Origin of the sequence: Canibacter zhuwentaonis (genome assembly GCF_018531145.1) — a bacterium.
GTDB lineage: Bacteria > Actinomycetota > Actinomycetes > Actinomycetales > Microbacteriaceae > Canibacter > Canibacter zhuwentaonis.
In genome coordinates this window covers 280175-298842 of sequence record NZ_JAHDSZ010000001.1, presented here as the reverse complement: position 1 = coordinate 298842, position 18668 = coordinate 280175, and the positions used below count along the sequence as shown (strand labels likewise).

General features: G+C 53.1%; 17 protein-coding genes. 8 read left to right on the top strand and 9 right to left on the bottom strand.

Translation table 11 applies throughout. The annotated features are described in order from the left end of the window. Positions 1-26: 26 nt before the first annotated feature. The gene (gene fabG, locus KJY78_RS01365; protein ID WP_214336690.1) at positions 27-740 is read right to left on the bottom strand and encodes a 3-oxoacyl-ACP reductase FabG; all 714 of its coding nucleotides are present in this window, start codon (positions 738-740) and stop codon (positions 27-29) included. Between the two features lie 86 nt (positions 741-826). Between fabG and KJY78_RS01360 the strand changes: the two genes are divergently transcribed. From KJY78_RS01360 to KJY78_RS01350, 3 genes are read left to right on the top strand one after another with little or no spacing between them, the layout of a single operon-like run. Continuing rightward, entirely contained in the window at positions 827-1174 is a 348-nt protein-coding gene (locus KJY78_RS01360) for a DUF3099 domain-containing protein (protein ID WP_214336689.1), read from the top strand. Continuing rightward, on the top strand, positions 1164-1439 hold the full coding sequence (locus KJY78_RS01355) for a hypothetical protein (protein ID WP_250544013.1): 276 nt from the start codon (positions 1164-1166) through the stop codon (positions 1437-1439). The genes KJY78_RS01360 and KJY78_RS01355 overlap by 11 nt, the downstream gene beginning before the upstream one ends. Continuing rightward, positions 1436-2323 carry an SURF1 family cytochrome oxidase biogenesis protein gene (locus KJY78_RS01350; RefSeq protein ID WP_214336688.1) on the top strand — a complete coding sequence of 296 codons (888 nt, stop codon included), beginning with the start codon at positions 1436-1438 and terminating at the stop codon, positions 2321-2323. The genes KJY78_RS01355 and KJY78_RS01350 overlap by 4 nt, the downstream gene beginning before the upstream one ends. A gap of 29 nt (positions 2324-2352) precedes the next feature. Here KJY78_RS01350 and KJY78_RS01345 read toward each other — a convergent pair whose 3' ends face one another. The 6 genes from KJY78_RS01345 to sufB all read right to left on the bottom strand — a co-directional run bounded on the left by KJY78_RS01345 (position 2353) and on the right by sufB (position 8034). Beyond that, the gene (locus tag KJY78_RS01345) at positions 2353-3951 is read right to left on the bottom strand and encodes an ABC-F family ATP-binding cassette domain-containing protein (protein ID WP_214336687.1); all 1599 of its coding nucleotides are present in this window, start codon (positions 3949-3951) and stop codon (positions 2353-2355) included. A 2-nt stretch (positions 3952-3953) separates the two neighbouring features. Continuing rightward, the gene (locus KJY78_RS01340) at positions 3954-4295 is read right to left on the bottom strand and encodes a metal-sulfur cluster assembly factor (protein WP_214336685.1); all 342 of its coding nucleotides are present in this window, start codon (positions 4293-4295) and stop codon (positions 3954-3956) included. A 76-nt stretch (positions 4296-4371) separates the two neighbouring features. Beyond that, positions 4372-5121 carry a Fe-S cluster assembly ATPase SufC gene (gene sufC, locus KJY78_RS01335; RefSeq protein WP_214336683.1) on the bottom strand — a complete coding sequence of 250 codons (750 nt, stop codon included), beginning with the start codon at positions 5119-5121 and terminating at the stop codon, positions 4372-4374. Beyond that, on the bottom strand, positions 5102-5506 hold the full coding sequence (locus tag KJY78_RS01330; protein WP_369804407.1) for a non-heme iron oxygenase ferredoxin subunit: 405 nt from the start codon (positions 5504-5506) through the stop codon (positions 5102-5104). Before KJY78_RS01330 ends, sufC begins: the two co-directional genes overlap by 20 nt. Next, positions 5454-6614: a Fe-S cluster assembly protein SufD gene (sufD, locus tag KJY78_RS01325; protein ID WP_214336681.1), complete on the bottom strand. Its 1161-nt coding sequence runs from the start codon at positions 6612-6614 to the stop codon at positions 5454-5456. Before sufD ends, KJY78_RS01330 begins: the two co-directional genes overlap by 53 nt. Before the next feature lies 1 nt (position 6615). Beyond that, on the bottom strand, positions 6616-8034 hold the full coding sequence (sufB, locus tag KJY78_RS01320) for a Fe-S cluster assembly protein SufB (protein ID WP_214336679.1): 1419 nt from the start codon (positions 8032-8034) through the stop codon (positions 6616-6618). Positions 8035-8229: 195 nt separating this feature from the next. Here sufB and KJY78_RS01315 point away from each other — a divergent pair, with 195 nt between their 5' ends. Continuing rightward, entirely contained in the window at positions 8230-9147 is a 918-nt protein-coding gene (locus KJY78_RS01315; RefSeq protein WP_214336678.1) for a COX15/CtaA family protein, read from the top strand. Between the two features lie 6 nt (positions 9148-9153). Here the strand turns inward: KJY78_RS01315 and zapE are convergent, their stop codons facing one another. Continuing rightward, entirely contained in the window at positions 9154-10236 is a 1083-nt protein-coding gene (gene zapE / locus KJY78_RS01310) for a cell division protein ZapE (protein WP_431732316.1), read from the bottom strand. A gap of 67 nt (positions 10237-10303) precedes the next feature. On the opposite strand from zapE, the gene KJY78_RS01305 reads away from it, so the two are divergent. The 4 genes from KJY78_RS01305 (at position 10304) to KJY78_RS01290 (ending at position 15518) form a co-directional block, all read left to right on the top strand. Continuing rightward, entirely contained in the window at positions 10304-10912 is a 609-nt protein-coding gene (locus tag KJY78_RS01305) for a DUF3000 family protein (protein ID WP_214336676.1), read from the top strand. Positions 10913-10919: 7 nt separating this feature from the next. Further along, positions 10920-12122 (top strand): HRDC domain-containing protein, encoded by a 1203-nt coding sequence (locus KJY78_RS01300; RefSeq protein WP_214336675.1) that lies wholly within the window; start codon positions 10920-10922, stop codon positions 12120-12122. Positions 12123-12207: 85 nt separating this feature from the next. Continuing rightward, positions 12208-13404, top strand: coding sequence for a thiolase family protein (locus KJY78_RS01295; protein WP_214336674.1), 1197 nt, complete (start codon positions 12208-12210; stop codon positions 13402-13404). A gap of 5 nt (positions 13405-13409) precedes the next feature. Further along, positions 13410-15518 (top strand): 3-hydroxyacyl-CoA dehydrogenase NAD-binding domain-containing protein, encoded by a 2109-nt coding sequence (locus KJY78_RS01290; protein WP_214336673.1) that lies wholly within the window; start codon positions 13410-13412, stop codon positions 15516-15518. A gap of 74 nt (positions 15519-15592) precedes the next feature. Here KJY78_RS01290 and KJY78_RS01285 read toward each other — a convergent pair whose 3' ends face one another. Further along, complete coding sequence (locus KJY78_RS01285; protein WP_284675961.1) at positions 15593-18568, bottom strand: UPF0182 family membrane protein; 2976 nt, start codon at positions 18566-18568, stop codon at positions 15593-15595. Positions 18569-18668 lie beyond the last annotated feature (100 nt).

Genomic DNA, 18668 nt, shown 5'->3' with positions numbered 1-18668 from the left:
AAAATAGCGACCATTAAGACCCGCGATTAGTGCCCCATTCCTAATCCGCCATCAACCGGAATAACAGCGCCCGAGATGTAAGCCGCATCCGGCCCTGCTAAAAACGCTATTGCGCCCGCAATCTCGCTCGCCTGCCCGGCACGCGCGACCGGAATTGCTTTCACGTAGTCCTGCTGCTGCGCCTCTGGCAGAACTGCCGTCATATCCGTTTCAATAAACCCTGGCGCAACCACGTTAGCGGTGATTCCGCGCTGCCCCAGCTCGCGTGTTAGCGAGCGCGCAAAACCAACAAGCGCCGCCTTAGAAGCTGAGTAGTTGATCTGCCCGGGAGATCCGTAAAGACCAACAACGCTCGAGATCATAATAACCCGCCCAAAACGCTGTTTCACAAAGCCTTTAAGCGCGCGCTTTACAACCCGGAAAACTCCCGTTAGGTTTGTGTCAATAACCTCGGTGAAATCCTGCTCGCTCATGCGCAAGAGCAGCATATCTTTTGTAATCCCAGCGTTTGCAACCAACACCTCAATCGACCCGAGTTGCGCCTCAACCTCACTAAAAGCGGTGTCGATGCTGGCAGCATCTGTCACATCCGCTTTCACAGTGAGCGTACCAGCTGGTCCTTCGCCAGATCGCGCGGTGACCGCAACTCGATGACCGTCGGCAACCATCCGCTCAGCGATTGCACGTCCAATACCACGGTTGCCTCCTGTGATTAGAACGGTGCGGGGAACAAAAGTCATTATCTACCTCATTTTCTGTGTTTAAAAACTGTTATTAATTTTACCGTCAGCATAACCGCGTAGACTGGAAAAAGGAAGAAACTAATATGACTAATCAAACTTACGAAGTTACGGGCGCGGGCGTGGATCCGGTTGCAAATCGCAACCAACGCACTCGCGTTTACGTAATTTCTATGAGTATCCGTGTGGCGTGCGTGCTGTGTCTGCTGTTCACCCCCGGCTGGTGGGCGATTCTGCCAATTCTAGGGGCTGCCCTGCTGCCGTTCTTCGCGGTTATGGTCGCCAATAATATCGCCCCCGTTGTTGATAAAAAGCAGCACAGCACGGTTACTCCGCTGTCACTGCCAGACTCGCTGCAGAAGAGCGCGAGCCCTGAGGTTATTATCATAGCAGCCCCGAAATACAAGCCCGCAAAACAGTCAGATGCAGAGTAACATGCTAGATCTTGCCGATCTTTTTGGCGGATTCTCACAAGCTGCGCAAGAAAGCTCAGCTGTAATCTGCTCGCGCGCCGGTTGCACAGCTCCCGCGCAGTGGGCGCTGCTGTGGGTCAATCCCAAAATACACACCGGCAACAGGCGCAAAATCTGGCTGTGCTGCGAAGCGCACCTGGCTTATCTCAGTGATTTTTTAACGGCCAGACAGTTTCTAAAACAAACTTTGCCAATCGCAGAACTACCGCCCCGGGGGCGCGCGTGACTGCCCCGCAGAATCAAGCATCAGGGCGCGGCTGGAGCTTTTTGTATGCCAGGCGCTGGCTCGGCTACTACGCAATGCTGCTCGTTTTTGCGCTAGTCTGTGTTGCGCTCTCAAACTGGCAGTTTGCGCGCAAAGCGCAGGCTCAGGCTGAAATCGACCGGATCGTTACCAACTACGACGCGCCTGCGACTCCTTTTCAGAGCCTCGTCACAAATCTAACAGAATTCCACGAAGACACTCAAAAATGGCGCCCTGTGACGGCAACGGGAAAATACACCGCAGAGTTCGTGCTGGTGCGCAATCGCCCCGGTCTCAGCGGCACCGGCTCGCACATTTTACAGGCTTTCAAAACCGCTGAGGGCATAACGCTCTTTGTTGATCGCGGCTGGAGCGCAACGGTTATAACGGATAGCGCAACCCCCGACCCAAACTCCCTCGAGCTTGCCACCTCACAGCAAGAGATTACACTAACTGCCCGGCTGCGACAGGCAGAGCCTGTTATCTCGGGACGCACCCCAACAGCGCACAGCATCGGTAGCATTAACCCAGCAGAAGCGGCGAGCATTACGAACGAAGCTAGCGACTCTGTGTACACAGCCGGATACCTCGCACTTATTTCAGAAACCCCCGCCCAGGCGCACGGAATCTTAGCCCCGCGGCCAGCACTCGACCCAGGACCGCACCTCTCCTATGCCCTGCAGTGGCTTGTGTTCATCATTATTGCGGGAACTGGAATTACGCTCGCGGCTAAAAAAGAATTCCAAAACTTCAACCCGAACTCACAAAAAGTACGACGGCAACAGGCAAAGAAGGCGCTGCGCGAGTCTCGTAAACCGCAGAGCGATGAAGCCGCAGAAGACGCCTGGCTTAACGCGCGTAGCTGATCCGCTGCGAAAAGTCGCGTAGCAGCGCGCTATGCCAGCTCGATAAGCTCCAGATAGTCCCTGCTCCAGATGTCTTCTGTGGCGTCTGGCATAATCAAAACGCGTTCCGGATTTAGCGCAGCAACAGCTCCCAGATCGTGACTCACAAGCACAACAGCGCCCATGAACGTGGCCAGAGCGTCGAGAATTTCGGCGCGGCTGGCAGGATCCAGGTTATTAGTTGGCTCATCGAGCAGCAGCACATTCGCGCTTGAAACAACCAGGATCGCCAGCGCGAGCCGCGTTTTCTCACCGCCAGAGAGCACGCCCGCCGGCTTGTATACATCTTCTCCGCTGAACAGAAACGAGCCGAGCACTCGCCGAGCCTCGGTCTCTGTGAGATGCTCAGAAGCGGCCGTCATATTCTCTAGCACGCTGCGATTAACGTCAAGAGTTTCATGCTCCTGCGCGTAGTAGCCAACCTTCAGACCACTGCCAGCTATAACCTCACCCGTATCGGGCTTATCAACACCGGCAAGAATACGCAGCAGCGTTGTTTTACCTGCACCGTTGAAACCAAGAATAACAACTTTTGAGCCCCTGTCAATGGCGAGATTAACTCCCGTAAAAATCTCCAGAGAGCCATAAGATTTGCTAATGGTTCGCGCCTGCAGCGGAGTTTTACCGCATTTTTGCGGATCGGGAAACCTCAGCTTAGCAACCGCATCAAGCTGCCGCACATCCTCTAACTGCGCAACCATTTTTTCAGCGCGGCGCGCCATCTGGTGAGCCGCCGCTGCCTTCGATGCTTTAGCACCAAAGCGTGCCGCTTGCTCGAGCAGTGTTTGCGCTTTCTTTTCAATGTTGCTGCGCTCTTTGCGGCGGCGTTCTTCATCCGCAACGCGCTGTTTTAGATAGTGATGCCAGCGCATATTGTAAATGTCGATTACCTGTCGGTTAGCGTCGAGGTAAAAAACACGGTTCACAGTTTCACCAACCAGTTCAACATCGTGGCTGATAATAATCACACCACCGCGATAGTTGCTAATAAAGGTGCGCAGCCACACGATTGAATCGGCGTCTAAGTGGTTGGTTGGCTCGTCAAGAATTAACGTGTCAGCGTCACTGAACAGGATTCGCGCCAGCTCGATACGCCTGCGCTGACCGCCAGAAAGCTCACCCAGCGGCTGTTCGAGCACTCTGTCGGGCAAGCCCAGGTTGTGAGATATTGCAGCAGCTTCGCTCTCTGCCGCGTATCCGCCCAGGGCGTGCAGACGGTCACTCAAATTACCAAAGCGTTTCATCGCCTTTGCAGCAACCGCTGGATTAGGGTCGGACATTTTCTCGCTGGCGGCGGCGAGCTGCGCCTGCAGCGTGCCAAGCCCGCGCGCGTCTAGGATGCGGTGACGCGCTATTTGCGACGGATCGGCGGTGCGCGGATCCTGCGGCAAAAACCCTATTTTACCGCGCACGCTGAGGTTACCCTCCGCCGGCTGTTTATCGCCCGTTAAGACTTTAGTGAGGGTTGTTTTACCGGCCCCGTTACGACCGACAAGACCTATTTTATCCCCCGGGTTTACGGTAAAACTAACATCACTCATTAGCCGTCGCGCACCAACATCAACGGCAAGGTTTGTAACTGAAATCATAGCTAGATGCTAAAACCTAAGGCCCGCATCATATCTCGCCCGTCATCTGTGATCCGCTGCGGAGTCCACGGCGGCATCCACACCCAATTAATTCTGAAAGCGGTAACAAGCCCGTCCAGAGCCTCTGCGATATCACTCTCGATCACGTCGGTGAGCGGACACCCAGCGCTTGTCAAGGTCATACTGATAACTAGCGCCTCGTTAACGTGGTCATATGCAAGGTCGTAGATTAGCCCCAGGTCGTAGATGTTAACACCGAGCTCTGGGTCGGAAACGTTTTTTAGAGCCTCAATCGCCTGTTCCTTAAACTCTGGATCAAGCGGGCTAATCGATGGAGCGCTCATGGTTGCCTTTCGTATTAAATGCGACAGTGTGGAGTCTGTGTTTTACCAGACTCCACACCCAGTTAAGCAGTTAAGGTTACACTTGGAATCTGTCGTAACCCTCTGCTTCGAGCCGATCAGCAAGCTCTGATCCGCCCTGTTCTGCAATTCTGCCGGCAACAAAAACGTGCACAAAATCCGGCTTGATGTACTGCAAAATGCGCGTGTAGTGGGTGATCAAAAGCACGCCGAGACCGCTGTTTTTATGAGCGCGATTAACGCCCTCGCTAACAACGCGCAGCGCGTCAACGTCAAGCCCGGAGTCGGTTTCATCGAGCAGCGCGAACTTTGGCTGCAACAGCTCCAGCTGCAAAATTTCGGCACGCTTTTTTTCGCCACCGGAAAAGCCTTCGTTCACGTTACGCTCCAGAAACTCTGGACTCATGCGCAGATCAGACATCGCGGTTTTAACCTTCCCAAGCCATTCGCGGATCGCTGGCGCATCTCCGTCAATAGCGGTTTTTGCGGTGCGCAAGAAGTTTGACATTGTGACGCCGGGAATTTCCACAGGGTACTGCATTGCCAAGAACAGACCAGCTTTTGCGCGCTCGTCAACTTCCATTTCGAGCACGTCTTCGCCGTCAAGCGTGATGCTGCCCGCTGTTACCTCGTAGCTGGGATGCCCTGCAATGGTTGAAGCGAGTGTTGATTTGCCAGAACCGTTAGGGCCCATAATTGCGTGAATCTCACCGGAGTTAATCGTCAAATCAACGCCTTTAAGAATCTCTTTGGTGCCACCATCCGTCTCAATTTCAACGTGCAGGTTTTTAATTTCTAGTGTGGACATTATTATTCTCCTTAAAAATCGGAGTTGGATCGATAAAAATCTGTTCATCAACAATTTTAATTGCGTAAACAGGCACCGGCTCATAGGCCGGCAAAGTTAAAGGGTGACCGATTTTGAGCGAAAACTTCGCGCCGTGCGCCCAGCACTCGAGAGTATCGTCTTCAACAAAACCCTCGCTCAGCGACACATCGCCGTGTGTGCAGGTGTCGCCTATTGCGTATAGCTCACCGACAGAATCGCGCACAACCGCGATTGCCTGCCCGGCAACTTCAACTTTCATAGGTGTGTTAACCTGCACCTTGGCGGCATCACAAACACGCTCAAAACCCAATTTAACGCCCCATTCCTGCGACAATCGCAGCATCGGAGCGTTCCAGTTCAACATCGAGGCGCGACTGTATATCGGCAGCGATTTCTTCGTGTTCAATCTGCTGCACAATTTCGTTCAAGAAGCCACGTACAACCAAGCGCCGCGCGGTTAGCTCATCAATACCACGCGCCATCAGGTAGAACAGGTGCTCCTCGTCAAACCTGCCGGTTGCGGATGCGTGACCGGCCCCCGCGATATCGCCGCACTCGATCTCAAGGTTTGGAACCGAATCAGCAATTGGCCCGTTACCGAGCACAAGGTTACGATTTTCCTCGTAGCTGTCAGTGCCAACCGCATTAGGACCGATAAGCACGTCACCGATCCACACGGTGTGAGACCCGTTACCCTGCAGCGCTCCCTTGTAGTTCACGCGAGAACGGCAGTTCGGTGCGATGTGATGCACCCACACCTGATGCTCCAGGTGCTGCCCGGGATCCGCGAAATACAGCCCGTACATCTCAACGTCGCCGCCCTGGTGCGCAAGCTGCACAGAGGGGTTAACGCGCACAACGCTGCCGCTCATGTTAACAACAATATGCTTCAAAAACGCGTCTTTTCCAACCTCCGCGTGATGCTGGGAAAGGTGGATCGCGCTGTCGCTAAACTCGCCAAGGCTAACAAAAGTGACGCGCGCGCCCTCGCCAACGCGGATTTCAATCGTGTCGGCAAGCTTTGCATCCCCGCTGTAAATAAGGGTTACAAGACCGCGTGCATAAGGCTTAACATCAACAAAAATATGCCCGCCGCTCGCCTCTGTGCCGTAGTCACTGAGCCTAATTACCATGTCTTTTTCAGACTCTCCGCTAACCTCGATTAGCAGCGCCTTTTCAAAAACGTTAAACGCCTGGGCTGCCGCTCTATCCTCTGGTTTATACACAGAACCGATCCGCTTGTCATCGCGCGCGATAAAAGATGTTTTAATTCCCGCGACGCAGGTCGTGCTGACGCTCGGTTTTGCAGGTTGCAGCGGACCGTTGAGCAACTCCTGCAGTTTTGCTACGGGAGTGTAAACCCACTGTGCTTCACGACCTGTGACCTCCGGAAAATCAGCGAGCTTGGTTGATGCAACCCGCTCAGATCGTGTTTGAATAGGAACAAACTTTTCCTGGTGCGTTATGCCCATACTAGCCCACTGACCCTTCCATGCTCATGTCAATCAGTTTATTTAGCTCGAGTGCATACTCCATAGGCAGCTCGCGCGCGATCGGTTCAATAAAGCCGCGTACAATCATGCTCATCGCCTCGGTCTCATCAAGCCCACGACTCATCAAATAGAACAGCTGCGCCTCACTAACCTTGGTTACCGTGGCTTCGTGCCCTAGCTGCACATCGTCAACACGAATATCAATTGCCGGATACGTGTCAGAACGCGAAATGCGATCCACGAGCAACGCGTCACAGATAACAGAATTCGCAGAGTGGTGCGCGTTTTCAGCGATTTTCACCTCACCGCGATACCCCGCACGACCGCCACCGCGCGCAATTGATTTAGAAACTATAGACGACTGCGTGTGCGGTGCCATATGGATCATTTTTGCGCCAGCATCCTGGTGCTGCCCGGGACCAGCAAACGCCACCGAAAGAGTTTCGCCCTTTGCGTAAGCCCCGGTTAGATAAATCGCCGGGTACTTCATGGTAACCTTAGAGCCGATGTTGCCATCAACCCACTCCATGGTTGCGCCCTCTTCAGCAATCGCACGCTTGGTAACCAGGTTGTAAACGTTGGTTGACCAGTTTTGAATCGTTGTGTAGCGCACGCGAGCGTTCTTCTTCACGATAATCTCAACAACGGCAGAGTGCAGCGAGTCAGTCTTGTAAATAGGCGCTGTGCAGCCCTCAATATAGTGCACATAGCTGCCCTCGTCGGCAATAATCAGAGTGCGTTCAAACTGCCCCATATTCTCCGTGTTAATACGGAAATACGCCTGCAGCGGAATCTCAACATGCACGCCCTTGGGAACGTACACAAACGACCCACCAGACCACACAGCCGTGTTAAGAGCCGCAAACTTATTATCGCCCGACGGAATTACAGTGCCGAAATACTCCTGAAAAACCTCGGGATGCTCCTGCAGCGCGGTATCAGTGTCAAGAAAGATAACGCCCTGCTTTTCAAGATCTTCGCGGATCTGATGGTATACAACCTCAGATTCGTACTGCGCTGCAACACCGGCGACCAAGCGCTGCCGCTCGGCCTCAGGAATACCCAGACGCTCGTAGGTTGTTTTAATATCTTCTGGTAAATCTTCCCAGCTCTGCGCCTGGCGTTCTGTTGAGCGCACAAAATATTTAATCTTATCGAAGTCTATTTCAGAAAGATCCGCTCCCCACTGCGGCATCGGCTTGCGCTCAAACAGCTGCAGCGCTTTTAGCCTGCGCTGCAGCATCCACTTCGGCTCTTTTTTAAGCTCGGAAATATTGCGCACAACCTCTTCGCTCAAACCTCTTTTGGCGCTTTCGCCCGCCAAGTCCGAGTCGTGCCAACCAAATTCATAGTTACCAAGATCTTGCAGCTCGGGGCGATCAATGAGAATATCAGTCATTGCACCTTCCTTCCTTACTAATTACACCGCTTTATTGCCCAGATTCTCTGAGTTTTATAGGGGCAGTGAAGTAAAATTAATTTGTAACATCATTTATCTTAAAAGATAAATAACCAGTAAAAAGATACTAACACGCTGCAGCTCAAAAACCTGATAGCGCTGTTTTTACAGCCTAAGCTACGCTAAAGGAGTTTAATGTCCTCGCACTCAAATATTTCAAGCGGATCACGAGATAGCATCGTTCCTGTGTGGCACACACGAGCGCTAAAGGGGTTCAGCTGGGCATCTCTGCTGGCAAATATTGCAATTATCGGCACCGGCGGCACAGTGCGCCTAACCGGCTCCGGGCTGGGATGCCCCACCTGGCCAACGTGTACGCCAGACTCGCTCGTGCCAACTCAGGAGCTTGACTGGCACAGCATTATCGAGTTTGGCAACCGGCTAATGACAGGCGTACTAGGCATTATTGCGCTGGCTGTTTTGGTGCTGGTGCTGCCGATCCGCAAACAGCGAAAAGACCTGTTTCAGCTCGCGGTAATAGTTATTTTGGGTATTATTGCGCAGGCGATTGTTGGCGGCATAACAGTGCATACAGGGCTAAACCCTACAATTGTGGGATTTCACTATTTCGCCTCGATTCTGCTCGTTGGTGTGACCGCCGCGACGGTATACCTGCTCCCCCGCTGCAGGGTCACAAAAACTGCCACTGTGCCGCCCTATTTTGCGTTACTAACCGGCGTGCTGAACGTCTTTTTGATGCTCACAATTATTGCGGGTGTTGTAACCACATCAGCAGGTCCACACTCGGGTGATCAGAACGTCATTCGCTCCGGAGTGGACGCAGGAGCTCTCGCACACCTGCACTCACTGCCCGGGTATATGCTGTTGGCTGCGGCGCTGCTCACAACCACGATCGCGATGATGCGAAAGTTTGCGGCCGCGCGCTGGTTGCTTGCCTTAACAGCAACGATTTTGGCACAGATTGTTATTGGAGTGTATCAGGCGCGCACCGGGTTACCACCGCTGTTTGTGGGAACGCACATGGTGCTGGCCGCAGTAACCGTGGCGCTCGCCGTACCCGCGTATCTGAGTAACACTCGCCAGGCACGGTAACAGCCACTAGGCTGAACAGAGCGCGTTAACGCGCGACATACAGCGCAGATACTTTTTGCGGTATCCGCCGTCGAGCATACCGCCGCCGAAAATCATGTTTAGCGGCACTCCGCTGGCGCGCACGGGAATCTGCGCGTCATAGACCCGGTCAATAAACGCCACAAACCGCAGCGCCGCAGACTGATCCGTTAGCTCCGCACAGTCACTAAGCACGATCAAATCAAGCCCCGCAATAAGTTCAGCGTAGCTGACCTGGTGCACTCTGGCAAGGTGCGCCAAAAGCTCCTGGAAATCATCATGTGACACGCTCTCACCCCGCGTCTGTGCCGTTACAACAACATCTGCCAGCTCAGCGGCTGTGCAAACACTGGCAACACCCTCAATATCGCGCTGCCTATAGTCTTTACCTTCTATCCGAATCGTTGTGAACTTGTCACTCATCGCCTGAATTTCGCGCATAAAATCTGCCGCCGCAAAACGCCCCTCACCCAGCGCGTTAGGCGGAGTGTTGCTGGTTGCAATAAACTTTGAACCCGTTGCGGTGAGGTCTTTAATCAGCCGCGTCATCAGCATTGTGTCACCCGGATCATCAAGTTCAAACTCGTCAATGCAAATCAATTTTGCGCCGCGCAATATGTCACTTGCGCCGTTGTATCCGAGCGCTCCAACAAGCGCGGTGTACTGAATAAAAGTGCCGAAATATTTTTTTCCAGGCTGCGCGTGCCACGCCGCCGCAAGCAAGTGCGTTTTACCAACGCCGAATCCACCGTCAAGATAAACGCCCTGTTTATCCGCGGGGAGCGTTGCAACAGCACTTTCTGTCGCAGCTTGTGCGGGCTGCTTTTTTTTGCGCAAGAACCCAAAAAATATGCTTGTCTCCTGCCCCGCAGGAGCTGCTGCCCCACTCACAAAGCCACGCAACAAACCTCGCGCCTGTTCCTGCGAGGGATATTCCGTATCAGGAATGTACGACGCAAAACTGGCTGAGTTAAACTGCGGCGGGGGCACTAGATTGTTGGCGATCTGCTGCCCACTAACTCTGGGCGTGCGAGAAACTATTTTAAGCTTTTTTAAGTTCATAGCAAACATAATTTTAGCCACACTATTTTCGGCGCGCCTTAAATCCCACAGATAAAACTCATTTTAAACTTAAACCGTGCCCAATAACACAGGTTTTATTCCCGAAGCTTTCGCGCTCGCGGTTGCCCAGTTGCGGCAGACAACGCTCCGGCACGAACTAGATTTTTGCGAAATAATCGCACCACAGCAGCTTGCGCCGCACAGTTACGCCGCAGGAGCTGCTATTAACAACAGCGGCAGCGGGATTCGCGGCGCAGGCGCGGTGCTTGACAATAACGTGGGCTGCGGGCGGTTTGCGCTGCTCTACGATCCAGCCCAGCGCGATATCTGGCAGGGTGATTTTAAAGTTGTCTGTTACGCGCAGAGCAATATTGAAGTTGAGCTTGGCACTGATCCGCTAATTGCAGACGTTGCGTGGCAGTGGCTTGCTACGGCGCTTGCTAGCGAGCACGCAGGGCACACCGAAATTGCTGGCACCGCCACAGTTACGACTTCTACCGGCTATGGCAGGCTAGCCAGCTCTGGCAGCGGATCGCAGCTGCAGATACGCGCCTCGTGGACACCTGAACCGCAGCATATGGGCGCTCACCTCAGCGCTTGGGGACAGCTGATCTGCCTGCTGGCGGGGCTTGATCACGAAGCGGGCGTGGCGTCGCTGGCAGCATACAATAAGCAAAAAATTTAGATACAGTATGCGAAATCACGAAAAATTCACCCCGCAGAACGAGCTCGATATTAGCTGGCTTCTAGTTGATACTCAGGAAGCACTTGCCCGGGCGGTTGCGCAGCTCACCGCAGCTAGCGGTCCGGTCGCCATCGACACAGAACGTGCTAGCGGCTACCGACACAATCAAAAAGCCTATTTGGTGCAAGTAAAACGAAAAAACAGCGCAATATTTTTGATAGACCCGATAGCTGTTAACGATCTTACACAGCTAGCTGCTGTAATTAACAAGTGCGAGTGGATTCTACACGCCGGCTCTAACGATCTGCCGCAGCTGACGGAACTGGGGCTGCACCCCACGCGCCTGTGGGATACGCAGCTGGCAGCTCAAATACTGGGCGATAAGGCGATAGGTCTTGGTGCAATAGTTGAAAATTTGTTACGCATTAAGCTCAACAAGACCCACTCTGCTGAAAACTGGGCGACGCGCCCAATCCCTGTGAAATGGCAGCAGTATGCTGCGTTAGACGTGGCGCTGCTGCACCAGATTAAAGCCCAGCAGGTCAAACTCGCTAAAGAAGCTAAGAAAAGCAATGTTATCTCGCAGGAAATGCGGGCGCTGCTGCAGCGGCAGCAACAGCCCGTTAAAGCTAAGGCGTGGCACTGCAAGCTCTCTGGAATTAACAAAATTTCATCAGATATCAGGGCTTTGAAAGTTGCGCGGGCGCTGTATCAAGAAAGACTTGCTATTGCAGAGAGAACCGACATTCCAACCCACCAGCTACTGCCCGATAGCGTGATTATTGCGATTGCTGAAGCGCATCCGCGCAATCAAGCTGCGCTTAATAGAATGCCCGGTTTTCGCCGCAGATACGCACAAATCTATCACGACAGTTTTTGGCGCGCCATTGTTAGAGCGCGCCGCAGCGAGATGGACGAAAAGCTCAAAGATATTATGAAACACGGCGAAAAACTAACTACCGCACAGAAACAGCAGCAAGCCGCAGCTTTTAAAACCCTTGATGCTATTGCGCAGTCCCAAAATGTGCCCCGCAGTGTGCTACTTAATTCCGAAACTCTAAAGCAAATCTTGATCGCGCACGGAGACTGCAAAACACGCGATGAGTTCAAAAAAGCCATCTCACGCGCAGGAGCTCGAAAATGGCAGGGCGAACTGATTTGTGACCCACTATGGAATGCGCTGCAGAAAACACCTAAAGCAAAATCATAAGCTGGTAAATATGCGGTAAAAACACAGCCACGGCTGGCAAAATATCTAGTGTATTTGGCACTCGTTACACGTTATAGGAGGCAGTGTGACTAAAAAGCAAGTATCGTTTATTGATGGCGTGCGTACCCCGTTTGGGCGCGCAGGTCATAAAGGATCTTACTGGCAAACTCGCGCGGATGATCTAGCGGTGAAAGCACTACAGGGCTTGCTCGCACGCAATCCGGAGCTGCCGCTCGCGGAAATTGATGATGTGGGGATAGCAGCAACCACACAGGAGCAAGACCAGGGGCTTACACTGGGACGCACCGTGGGAATGCTCGCAGGGCTGCCTGAAACCGTGCCTGGGTTCGCGCTCGACAGAATGTGCGCCGGTGCAATGACAACAACATCGCTGCTGGCGAGCGTAATTGCTGCGGGGCACGCGGATCTTACAATCGCCGGCGGAGTTGAGCACATGGGCAAACACCCGATGCGATTTGCCAGCCATGCGAATCCGCGATTTTTCGCAGAAAACAAACTTTCAGAAGCAGCGCTCAATATGGGCAACACCGCAGAAAAATTGCACGATCGTTTTCCGCATCTAACCAAGGAGCGGGCGGATCAGTACGCGCTAAACTCACAACTTAAAGCGGAGGCTGCGTATCAGAACGGTTATATTCAGGCTGATCTGGTTCCTGTTGCCGTCACCGATGAGGGTGGCTGGCGGCTCGTGAGCGAAGACGAAGGACGCCGCCCAAGCACAACGCTTGAGGGGCTGAGCGGACTGAAAACCCCGTTCCGCGTTAACGGCAAGGTTACAGCAGGCAACTCGTCACCGCTCACCGACGGCGCAACCGTTGCTCTGCTAGCTAGCTCAGAAAAGGCGGCAGAGCTCGGGTTCGCCTCTAAAATGAATCTGGTTACCTATGCTTTTGCGGGAGTGGATCCTGAGGTTATGGGTCTTGGTCCTGTTCCCGCAGCTGAAAAAGCGCTGCGCCGAGCCGGGCTTGATATTTCAGACATCGGTCTGTTTGAACTGAACGAGGCCTTTGCTGTGCAGGTGCTCTCATTCACCGATCATTTCGACATCGCCGATGACGATCCGCGTGTTAACCCGTGGGGTGGCGCGATTGCACTTGGGCATCCGCTCGCCGCTTCCGGTGTGCGACTACTAATCCAGCTTGCCAAGCAGTTTGAACAGCGCCCTGATGTGCGCTACGGCATGGCGGCAATGTGCGTCGGGCTTGGTCAGGGCGGCGCTATGATCTGGGAAAACCCGCACTACAACGGCAAGAAAGGCTAACTACGGTGGCAACTTCCTACGACGCAATTGATTTCTCTCCTATTATTGGCTCCGCAAGCAATGAGGTTGTAACCCGGGCACTCGTTAATGACGTGACCTTGCCGTCTGGCAAGGTTATCGCGCTAATCACCCTCGACAATCACGACAAGCGCCCAAACACGCTGGGGCCGCTCTCGCTAGACGCTCTTAACAGTGTTTTAGACGAGCTGGCACGGCGCGCTGACGACGGCGCAATAGATGGCATTGCAGTAACCGGCAAAACCGGCTGCTTTGCTGCGGGAGCTGATCTTGAGCTGTTTGCCAGCACGAAAGACACCGACAAGATAATGCTGATGTCACAGTTTGGGCATTTTGTGCTCGGCAAACTGGGTGGTATAAACGTGCCGAGTTTTGCTTTTGTTAACGGGCTGGCGCTCGGGGGCGGGCTCGAGGTTGCGCTTAACTGCGACTATCGCACGGTGAGCAGCGCCGCTAAACTGATCGCGCTGCCCGAGGTGTATCTCGGCTTAATTCCAGGCTGGGGCGGCTCAACACTGCTGCCGCAGCTAATCGGTATTGAGAAGGCCGTTGAGGTTGTTGTTAGTAATCCGCTTAAAAACAACCGGATGCTAAATCCGAAGCAGGCCCACCAACTGGGTATTTTTGACGAGATTATAGACAGCTCCGTCTTTTTAGAACGCTCTTTGCAGTGGGCGGATCGCATTCTCACGGGCGAAGTAGAGCTCCTGCGTGAAGCTAAAAACAACGATAAAGCAGCCTGGCAGAACACCGTTGCGCAGGCTCGCGAGACGCTCCAAAACCGTGTAGCAAATGCTGCTCTGGCGCCGTATCGTGCACTCGAGCTGCTGTGTGCTGCCGTTGATAATGACCGCGCCGCAGGTTTTGCACGCGAGGATGAAGCGCTCACTGAGCTAATTGCTGATGACCGATTTAAAAGCTCATTTTACGCCTTTAATTTGTTGCGCAAGCGGGGCAAAAACCCTGCCGGAGCGCCCTCTAGTGAACTGGCAAAACCAATTGACAGCGTTGGGGTTATTGGCGCGGGTCTTATGGCCAGCCAGTTCGCGCTCTTGTTTGCAAGCAAGCTGCGCGTGCCGGTGCTGATAACCGATCTCGATCAGGCCAGGGTTGATCACGGTATAGCCTATATTCGCGGCGAAATAGACTCGCTGGTTAGCAAAAATAGGCTCTCCCGAGACGACGCCAACCACATTAAATCGCTTTTACGCGGCACAACCGACGCGCGCGAGTACGCCAGCTGCGACTGGGTTATTGAAGCTGTTTTTGAAGAGCTGTCTGTGAAGCAGGAGGTGTTTACAAAGTTTGAGCAAATAGTTTCGGACACTGCCGTGTTCGCAACCAACACCTCATCACTCTCGGTTGCTGAAATTGGCACCGCGCTTAAAAACCCTGAGCGCCTGCTCGGTTTCCACTTCTTCAATCCGGTTGCTGTAATGCCACTGATTGAGGTTGTAAAAACTGATTCCACGAACGAACAGACTCTGGCAACCGCGCTGCATACTGCTAAACTGCTCAGCAAAACCGCTGTTATTACAGCGGATCGCCCGGGATTCGTGGTAAACAGGCTGCTCGCAAAAATCTTCAGCGAGGCAACCCGCGCGCTCGACAGCGGAACCGATATAGGGGTTACTGAGCGAGCGCTCGATCCGCTCGGGCTGCCCATGGGGCCGTTCCGGCTGATTGACCTGATCGGGTGGAAAGTTGCCGCGCACATTCAGGATATTATGGCCGACGCCTTCCCTGACAGGTTTTACCGCTCAGAAACGCTGCACAATTTAGCCGAGGTTAAAGATCCGCTGGTTAAAAACGAGGTCGGCAAAGTTGTTGCTTTCCGCGACTCTAATGCCGCTCATGTTGATACGACCGCAACTAGCACGCCGCTAACTGAGGCGGAGCTTTTGCACCGGGTGCGCGAGGAGCTCGCGTCTGAAATAAACATAATGCTTGAGGAAGGTGTTGTGCATGATGTCGCCGATATCGACCTGTGCCTGCTGCTAGGAGCTGGCTTCCCGCTGCACGCGGGCGGTATCACCAAACACCTTGACCGCACAGGAGCTTCTGAAAGTGTATCAGGTAAGCGCTTTCATAGCTAAAGTTCATGGCTAAAGCATCGTAACAAACTGGCGGGGTGAAAGTTTTTACCCCGCCAGTTTTATACGCTAATCCTTTACTGCTGCAGCTGCAGTGCGCGTTCAATAGCCTGCTGTAGCAGTTTATCCGCTTCGCCATAGGCCGTCCAGTCACCCTTCTGCAGGGCTTCTTGACGTGACTTCAAGGCGGTGCGCATCTGCTCTAGCGCGACGTTTAGATCGCCACTGCCCGCCGGCTGTTTACCAGTTGCAAGAGCATCTGTCTTTGGAACGGTGGCTGACTTATCCGTGCTGTTTGCCGCGGTTGTGTCGCCCGCTTGTGCTCCCGAATTACCCTGGAAAATCTTGTCCAGAGCCTCGTCGAGCGTGTTTTCAAAAGCGATTTTATCGCCAAACGATGTAAGAATCTTCTGCAGCAGCGGGAATCCCCTTCCGGATGATCCTTTAACATAAACCGGTTGCACGTACAGTAGCCCGCCACCAACGGGAAGCGTCAGCAGGTTGCCGCGGACAACGTTCGTTTCGCCCTGCTCGAGAATGTTGAGCACTCGCGACACTTCAGGGTCGGTGTTAAAGGCGTTCTGCATCTGACCGGGACCGTTAATCGCGCTTCCCTTTGGCAGTACGAGCATTCTTAGTTTGCCGTAGTTATTGTTAATAACACCGTTTTCGCCCGTGCTGGCATTGGAATCAGCTGCCAAATAACCCGTCAAAATATCTCGCGTGTTAGCTCCCGTTTGATTTGGGATATACGTTGAGTATATTGAGAACGTTGGTTCTTTATCGTGACCTGCCGAAAGCGTTAGGTAGTACGGTGGCTGCGCCGGAGTCCGCACAGAATCAGCGGCCGAGTTGATGCCATCGGCTGCAACCTCGCTAACGGTTCGCGCGCGGCTTACCGGGTTGTCCGGAGTGCGCCACGCGTCCTCCTTAGAGTAGAAAGCGCCCGGATCCGTGACGTGATAGTCACCCAGAATCTCCCGCTGCACCTTAAACATATCGTTTGGATACCTGACGTGACTGAGCAGATCAGCGCTCATCTCGCTGGCAGAGGTTAGAGTGTCAGGGTAGATTTTCTGCCACGCTTTTAGCACCGGATCAGTTTCATCCCACCGGTAGAGGGTAACTTTACCGTTGTAGGCATCAACCGTTGCTTTTACCGAGTTTCTAATATAGTTAATGTATTTAGCGCCGGTGCGGTTGTTATTATCAGCGTCCAATAACAGCGAGCCCATGTCGCTAACCTTTGAGTATGGATAGTTACGGCTCGTTGTGTAACCGTCGATAATCCACACCACTCGCCCGTCAACGACCGAGGCGTATGGCTGCCTGTCGAGCGTAAGATATGGAGCCGCTGCGGCAACGCGCTGCACGGGATCGCGATCGTAAAGGATCTGCGAGCCGGGCACAACCGCGTCAGACAACAACAGCTCCATATCCTGGAACTTTAACGCGTAGAGCAGCTTCTCAAAAAAACCGTGCAAAACGGGTCCACCGTCACCCTTAAAAGTTGTGAGATTTTGACGCTCACCTGCAACATCCGTGACTTCCGTATCCGCCTGTTCTCCCTCAAGAACCTGCTTGTCGTTTATTTCACCATCAGTAATAGCGGCTGCTGCCGGACTTTCAACATCCGCCGGATAATCAACCTCAATCGGTTTCTCACGCTCGCCGCCAACAATCGAATACTTAGGCGAGTTCCGACCAAAATATATGCGGGGCTCAAAATCACCCAGCTTGCCCGCGGTTGGAATGCCATTCTCAAGAAACACCGGCTCACCACCGGGCGAGCGCTGGTTGCCGTAAGCAGCAACCAGCCCGTAGCCGTGAGTGTAAACAAGAGACTGGTTGTACCAGCCTTTTTGGCTGCTCACGTCGATTTCGCGGGGTGCTGAAACGGTGTCTTCGATACGCCCGTCAAGGTTGTAGCGATCAATGCTCAAAGACTCTTGGAACTTGTAATACTGTTTGCTCTGCTCGAGCTGCGCGAAAGTTGGCGCGATAACAGCCGGATCAATAATTCTAATGTTGGCTGTTGCCACCGCGTCGTTGCGCAGTGCGCCAGCTTCTGCGGTTGTCACCGCATCGTAGCGTTGCATCTCAACGTTGGCAACACCGTAAGCGTCGCGAGTGGCGTTAATGTTGTGTTTAATATACTCAGCCTCTATGCTTTTTTCATCGGGACCAACTTTGAACTGCTGCACGCTCCAAGGATAACCAACGGACAGCACCAGCGAAGACACCAAAAACGCGGCAACGCCGATTATTGGCAACCGCCACCTACCAATAAACACGGTGCCAAAAAACATCACCGAAATCAGTATCGCAATAACCGCGAGAATTTGTAAACCGGGAATAGCTGCCTTCACGTCAGAATAACCAGCTCCCGTGAAAAGACCCGAGCTGTCTGTTAGCTTGTTGTACTGCGCAAGCCAGTATGAGCACCCAAAACTCAGCACGTACAATCCGGCGAAAATAGCGGTCTGCACCCTAGTTGCTTTTGATATCCGCAGCTCTTTACCAACTACGCTGATACCTCCATAAACGTATGCAAAAACAACCGTGAGCAGCAGGCAGAGCAGAATTACGGTTTGCGCAAAACCCACAACGCCATTAAAGAAGGGCAGCTGGAACATAAAAAACTGCAGATCCATATTGTAAATTGGATCGGTTTTGCCCGTTGGCTCACTGTTAATAAACAGCATCGCTTTCTGCCAGAATCCAGCGGTTGCGTTGCCAAAAAAAAACGCAAGAATAGCAGGCACAAACCACTGCAACGGCTTGCTTAAAGTCGTTAAAGAATCGCGGGAAACATTAGCACTGGCATAAACCGGGCGGTTTTTGCGCACAATAAAAATTGTGAGCCAGGCTACCGCGAACATCAGCACAAACCCCAGCCCAAACAGCGCCGCAACACCTATTCTTTCCGTTGCGAAAACGCGCAGATAGTCAAGCTGTTGAAACCACAGCACATCGGTATAAATGCCGGCCCCGGCGAAGAACGCGGCGATTAAAAGACCCATAACAATGAGCGTTATTAACAACGGTGACAATTTAGGGCGGCTTGCAGGCCGCGATTTTAGTGAGGTCAAAGGCCCCTCCTAAGGTAGTGCTTTATTAACTATAGAACTGCTTAAACACTATAGCTTAGCA

Bases quoted from the DNA above. Each gene is read 5' to 3' on its own strand.
- fabG (WP_214336690.1), bottom strand. From the start codon at position 740: ATGACTTTTGTTCCCCGCACCGTTCTAATCACAGGAGGCAACCGTGGT.
- KJY78_RS01360 (WP_214336689.1), top strand. From the start codon at position 827: ATGACTAATCAAACTTACGAAGTTACGGGCGCGGGCGTGGATCCGGTT.
- KJY78_RS01355 (WP_250544013.1), top strand. From the start codon at position 1,164: ATGCAGAGTAACATGCTAGATCTTGCCGATCTTTTTGGCGGATTCTCA.
- KJY78_RS01345 (WP_214336687.1), bottom strand. From the start codon at position 3,951: ATGATTTCAGTTACAAACCTTGCCGTTGATGTTGGTGCGCGACGGCTA.
- KJY78_RS01340 (WP_214336685.1), bottom strand. From the start codon at position 4,295: ATGAGCGCTCCATCGATTAGCCCGCTTGATCCAGAGTTTAAGGAACAG.
- sufC (WP_214336683.1), bottom strand. From the start codon at position 5,121: ATGTCCACACTAGAAATTAAAAACCTGCACGTTGAAATTGAGACGGAT.
- KJY78_RS01330 (WP_369804407.1), bottom strand. From the start codon at position 5,506: ATGTTGAACTGGAACGCTCCGATGCTGCGATTGTCGCAGGAATGGGGC.
- sufD (WP_214336681.1), bottom strand. From the start codon at position 6,614: ATGGGCATAACGCACCAGGAAAAGTTTGTTCCTATTCAAACACGATCT.
- sufB (WP_214336679.1), bottom strand. From the start codon at position 8,034: ATGACTGATATTCTCATTGATCGCCCCGAGCTGCAAGATCTTGGTAAC.
- KJY78_RS01315 (WP_214336678.1), top strand. From the start codon at position 8,230: ATGTCCTCGCACTCAAATATTTCAAGCGGATCACGAGATAGCATCGTT.
- zapE (WP_431732316.1), bottom strand. From the start codon at position 10,236: ATGTTTGCTATGAACTTAAAAAAGCTTAAAATAGTTTCTCGCACGCCC.
- KJY78_RS01300 (WP_214336675.1), top strand. From the start codon at position 10,920: ATGCGAAATCACGAAAAATTCACCCCGCAGAACGAGCTCGATATTAGC.